General features: G+C 61.6%; 6 protein-coding genes. All 6 read left to right on the top strand.

Annotated elements, in window-relative coordinates; genetic code table 11:
• Window positions 1-69 precede the first annotated feature (69 nt).
• The 6 genes from J0I64_RS02995 (at window position 70) to J0I64_RS03020 (ending at window position 3,839) form a co-directional block, all read left to right on the top strand.
• Entirely contained in the window at window positions 70-591 is a 522-nt protein-coding gene (locus tag J0I64_RS02995) for a hypothetical protein (protein WP_291406140.1), read from the top strand.
• 87 nt (window positions 592-678) lie between these two features.
• On the top strand, window positions 679-966 hold the full coding sequence (gene gatC, locus J0I64_RS03000) for an Asp-tRNA(Asn)/Glu-tRNA(Gln) amidotransferase subunit GatC (RefSeq protein ID WP_291406141.1): 288 nt from the start codon (window positions 679-681) through the stop codon (window positions 964-966).
• Window positions 967-968: 2 nt separating this feature from the next.
• Window positions 969-1,451 (top strand): GNAT family N-acetyltransferase, encoded by a 483-nt coding sequence (locus J0I64_RS03005; RefSeq protein WP_291406142.1) that lies wholly within the window; start codon window positions 969-971, stop codon window positions 1,449-1,451.
• On the top strand, window positions 1,448-1,915 hold the full coding sequence (locus tag J0I64_RS03010; RefSeq protein ID WP_291406143.1) for a hypothetical protein: 468 nt from the start codon (window positions 1,448-1,450) through the stop codon (window positions 1,913-1,915). Before J0I64_RS03005 ends, J0I64_RS03010 begins: the two co-directional genes overlap by 4 nt.
• Window positions 1,908-3,392, top strand: a complete 1,485-nt coding sequence (gatA, locus tag J0I64_RS03015; RefSeq protein ID WP_291406144.1) for an Asp-tRNA(Asn)/Glu-tRNA(Gln) amidotransferase subunit GatA — start codon at window positions 1,908-1,910, stop codon at window positions 3,390-3,392. The genes J0I64_RS03010 and gatA overlap by 8 nt, the downstream gene beginning before the upstream one ends.
• A 129-nt stretch (window positions 3,393-3,521) precedes the next feature.
• A complete protein-coding gene (locus J0I64_RS03020) occupies window positions 3,522-3,839 on the top strand; it encodes a hypothetical protein (protein ID WP_291406145.1) in 318 nt (105 codons plus the stop codon).
• Window positions 3,840-3,887: the final 48 nt, after the last annotated feature.

Here is a 3,887-nt window from a genome sequence, read left to right on the forward strand (position 1 = left end):
GGGGCTCGCGGTTGTGGCTCGGTCTGTCCTATAGGCTCATGAGCAGACTTTGGCGATGGGACCAATCAAATGAAACTCACCTGGTTCGGACACGACACGTTTCGCATTCATGCGGCGGGGGCGATTGTGGTGGTCGAGGGTGAGGGGGCTTTGCCGGGGGTGGATCGGGCGGAGCTGGTGAGTGGGGCCGATGTGGTTGTGGCGTTTGCCGGGGTGACGGACGGCGCAAGTGGGGATTGGAAACCTCGGGCGCCGTTGCGGATGCTGGAGGTGGATGAAGCCATGCGGCCGCCTGAGGTGGTGGGGCTCCGGCAGGGGGCGTTGGTGGTTGATGCCGATGGGGAGGCGCCGCTGGTTTTGGCGCGCGAGGAGTTTGCCGCGGCCGGGCGCTGGTTGGGGCAGGCGGTGGTGGTGCTGATCGGTGAGGGGCTTGCGGAGCGCGGTGGGAAGCTGCTGGAGCGAGCTGCGCCACGGTTGATTGCGCTGGCTGGAAGCGAGTCGGAGGTGGATGCGGCCTTTGATGCGTTGCGGGATCGGCTCGATGGGACGGGGCTGATTGCGCTCGAGCGTGGATTGGCTGTGGAAGTCTGATCCCTGCCATAAGGCATTTTCATTGTCTTTTGGGTCGCTGCATTGCTAATGAAGCGGCAAAGAAGGCCTTATTCGCTGGAGTTTGCCATGTCTGTCGACGCCGCCACCGTGAAGCGCATCGGGCGCCTTGCCCGTATCCGTATCGAGGAGGAGGAAGTTGCCGGCTATCAGGCCGAACTCAATGCCATTCTCGGTTTCGTGGAACAGCTCGGTGAAGTGAATGTCGACGGCGTCGAGCCGATGACTTCGGTGACGCCGATGCAGCTGCGTCGCCGCGACGACGTTGTCACTGACGGCGATTATGCCGAGGCGATCGTCAAGAACGCGCCGCTGACCGAAGACAACTTCTTCATGGTGCCCAAGGTGGTCGAATAAGAATGGCGATCTCGATCGCCATTGAGACGCCGCTTCAGGACGACGTGCGCGGGCTCGTCGCGCGTCTCAACGATCATTTGCTGCCACTGTCGCCGCTGGAATTCCAGTTCAAGATGACCGTGGAGCAGATGGCCGATAGCGACACGACGCTGTTCGTGGCGCGGGACGAGGACGGCGCCGCGGTGGGCATGGGCGCGCTCAAGGCGCATGGGCTGGAGCTGGGCGAGGTCAAGCGCATGTACACCGTGCCGGAAGTGCGCGGGCAGCGCATCGGCCGACAGTTGCTGGAACGAATCGTCGAGCTGGCGCGCGAGCGGAACATGACGGTCGTGATGCTGGAAACCGGCACGGGCGATGGCATGGTGGAAGCGCATCGGCTCTATGAACGTTACGGATTCGTGGCGCGTGGACCGTTCCTCGACTATCCCGATAGCGAGTGGTCAGCGTTTTTCGAGCTGCGGCTCCACGAGGAAAAAGCCGCATGATCCGTCTTGCCCTTGTTTCCCTGCTCGCCCTGGCGGCGCCTGCCTTTGCGCAGGAAGACCTGAAGATCGACCAGACCAAGATCTATGTTAGCGACGCCACGGCGTGCGGCATGATCGAGGACAAGGGCATCGAGGCTTTCATGGACCTCGATTTCCTCGCTCTGGATTTTTCCAAGGGCATTCAGTCGATGGAATTCCAATGCAATTTCTTCGACGTCAAAAGCCGGGAAGGCTCGACGCATCTGTTCATTGATGCGATCTGCGAGCTTCCGGGTGAAATTTATCCTGACATCCTGGCCGTAACGCCGTATTCGGAAACCGAGATACAGGTGGCGTCCTCCGCGGATATCATGTGGGCTATGAACTATAAGCCTGACGACGCGGAATCGGCCGACGCCATGGTGCCATCGGGCACGACAATTTATACGCGCTGCGACAATCTGAGCGAGATTACCGTTGACTGAACTGACCAAGCTGAGCCTCGCCGATGCCCGCAAGGGCCTCACCAACAAGAGCTTCACCGCCGTGGAGCTGACCGAGGCCTATATCGGTGCCATCGACGCTGCCAATGACAAGCTCAATGCCTATGTGGCGACGACGCCCGACCAGGCGCGCGACATGGCCAAGGCCAGCGACGCGAAACTGGCCAAGGGCGAAGCCGGCCTGCTGGAAGGCATTCCGCTGGGCGTGAAGGATCTGTTCGCGACCAAGGGCGTGCATACCCAGGCGGCCAGCCACATTCTCGATGGGTTCAAGCCCGAATACGAATCGACCGTGACGGCCAATCTCTGGCGCGATGGCGCCGTGATGCTGGGCAAGCTCAACATGGACGAGTTCGCCATGGGGTCGTCCAACGAGACCAGCTACTATGGCTCGGTGATCAACCCGTTCCGCGCTGAAGGCAGCAATGCCAATCTCGTGCCGGGTGGTTCTTCGGGTGGTTCGGCTTCTGCCGTTGCTGCTTGGCTCTGCGCCGGCGCTACCGCGACCGATACCGGCGGCTCGATCCGCCAGCCGGCCGCGTTCACCGGCACCGTTGGCATCAAGCCGACCTATGGTCGTTGCTCGCGCTGGGGCACGGTGGCTTTCGCCTCTTCGCTCGATCAGGCCGGTCCGATTGCCCGCACCGTGGAAGACGCGGCGCTGATGCTGCAGTCCATGTCGGGTTTTGACGTCAAGGATTCGACCAGTGTCGACCTGGCTGTTCCTGATTTCGCTGCTGCCGTTGAGCGTGGCGTGAAGGGCCTCACCATCGGCGTGCCGCGCGAATATCGCATGGACGGCATGCCCGCCGAGATCGAGGCGCTGTGGAACCAGGGCCTTGAATGGCTAAAGGCCGAGGGCGCGACGGTGAAGGATATTTCGCTGCCGCACACCAAGTATGCCCTGCCGGCTTACTACATCGTGGCTCCGGCCGAAGCCTCGTCCAACCTCGCCCGCTATGACGGTGTGAAGTATGGCCTGCGCGTTACGGGCAAGGACATCACTGATCTCTATGAACTCACCCGCGCCGCAGGCTTCGGTCGCGAAGTGAAGCGCCGCATCATGATCGGCACCTATGTGCTCTCGGCTGGCTATTTTGACGCCTATTACGTCAAGGCGCAGAAGCTGCGCACGCTGATCAAGAAGGATTTTGAAGACGCCTTCAACGCCGGCGTCGACACCATTCTTACCCCCGCGACTCCGTCGGCGGCTTTTGCGATTGGCGACGAGGCTTTGGCGGCTGATCCGGTCGCCATGTATCTCAACGACGTCTTCACCGTGACCGTGAACATGGCGGGCCTGCCGGGCATCGCTGTGCCGGCCGGCAAGGACGGCAAGGGTCTGCCACTGGGCCTGCAGTTGATCGGCAAGCCGTTCGACGAAGAGACGCTGTTTGCGGCTGCCCGGGTGATCGAAAAGAGCACCGGCACCGACTTTTCGCCCACCCGCTGGTGGTAAGCGACAAGACGTTCGGAGACGGCGGCGCTTGATTGCGCCGCCGTTCCGCACTATTTGCGCCCCATGCACAAGTTTAAACTGGTTGTGACGCGCCCTGTGGCAGCGTCCGGGCCAACAGGAATTTCGCCGATGGCCGTTGATATTTTCACGACGCTCGACTGGTCCGAGCCGCCCAAGGATATGAGCAAGCCGCTGCAGGCGCTGTGGTGGCTGAAGAAGGGCGAACTGCGCGTTGGTCCCGAATGGGAGAAGGCGCACAATATCGTTCAGGCAATGGAAGGCGTGCAGCCCTTTGACTGGGTGCATGCGCTGATGCACTGGATCGAAGCCGATATGGGTAACGCGGATTATTGGTATCGTCGCGCCGGCAAGCGTCGGGCGACCGCCAGCGTCAGCTCCGAGTGGGAGCACATTGCTGCCGCACTGAGCGAAGTCACCAAACACTGATATTCGTCAGTCGCACCAAGGGCCACAGGATCAACCATCCTGTGGCCC

The organism is Devosia sp. (genome assembly GCF_017307565.1).
GTDB lineage: Bacteria > Pseudomonadota > Alphaproteobacteria > Rhizobiales > Devosiaceae > Devosia.

What these genes read in the sequence shown, in the direction of transcription:
- J0I64_RS02995 (WP_291406140.1), top strand. Translation starts at nt 70, where the DNA reads ATGAAACTCACCTGGTTCGGACACGACACGTTTCGCATTCATGCGGCG.
- gatC (WP_291406141.1), top strand. Translation starts at nt 679, where the DNA reads ATGTCTGTCGACGCCGCCACCGTGAAGCGCATCGGGCGCCTTGCCCGT.
- J0I64_RS03005 (WP_291406142.1), top strand. Translation starts at nt 969, where the DNA reads ATGGCGATCTCGATCGCCATTGAGACGCCGCTTCAGGACGACGTGCGC.
- J0I64_RS03010 (WP_291406143.1), top strand. Translation starts at nt 1,448, where the DNA reads ATGATCCGTCTTGCCCTTGTTTCCCTGCTCGCCCTGGCGGCGCCTGCC.
- J0I64_RS03020 (WP_291406145.1), top strand. Translation starts at nt 3,522, where the DNA reads ATGGCCGTTGATATTTTCACGACGCTCGACTGGTCCGAGCCGCCCAAG.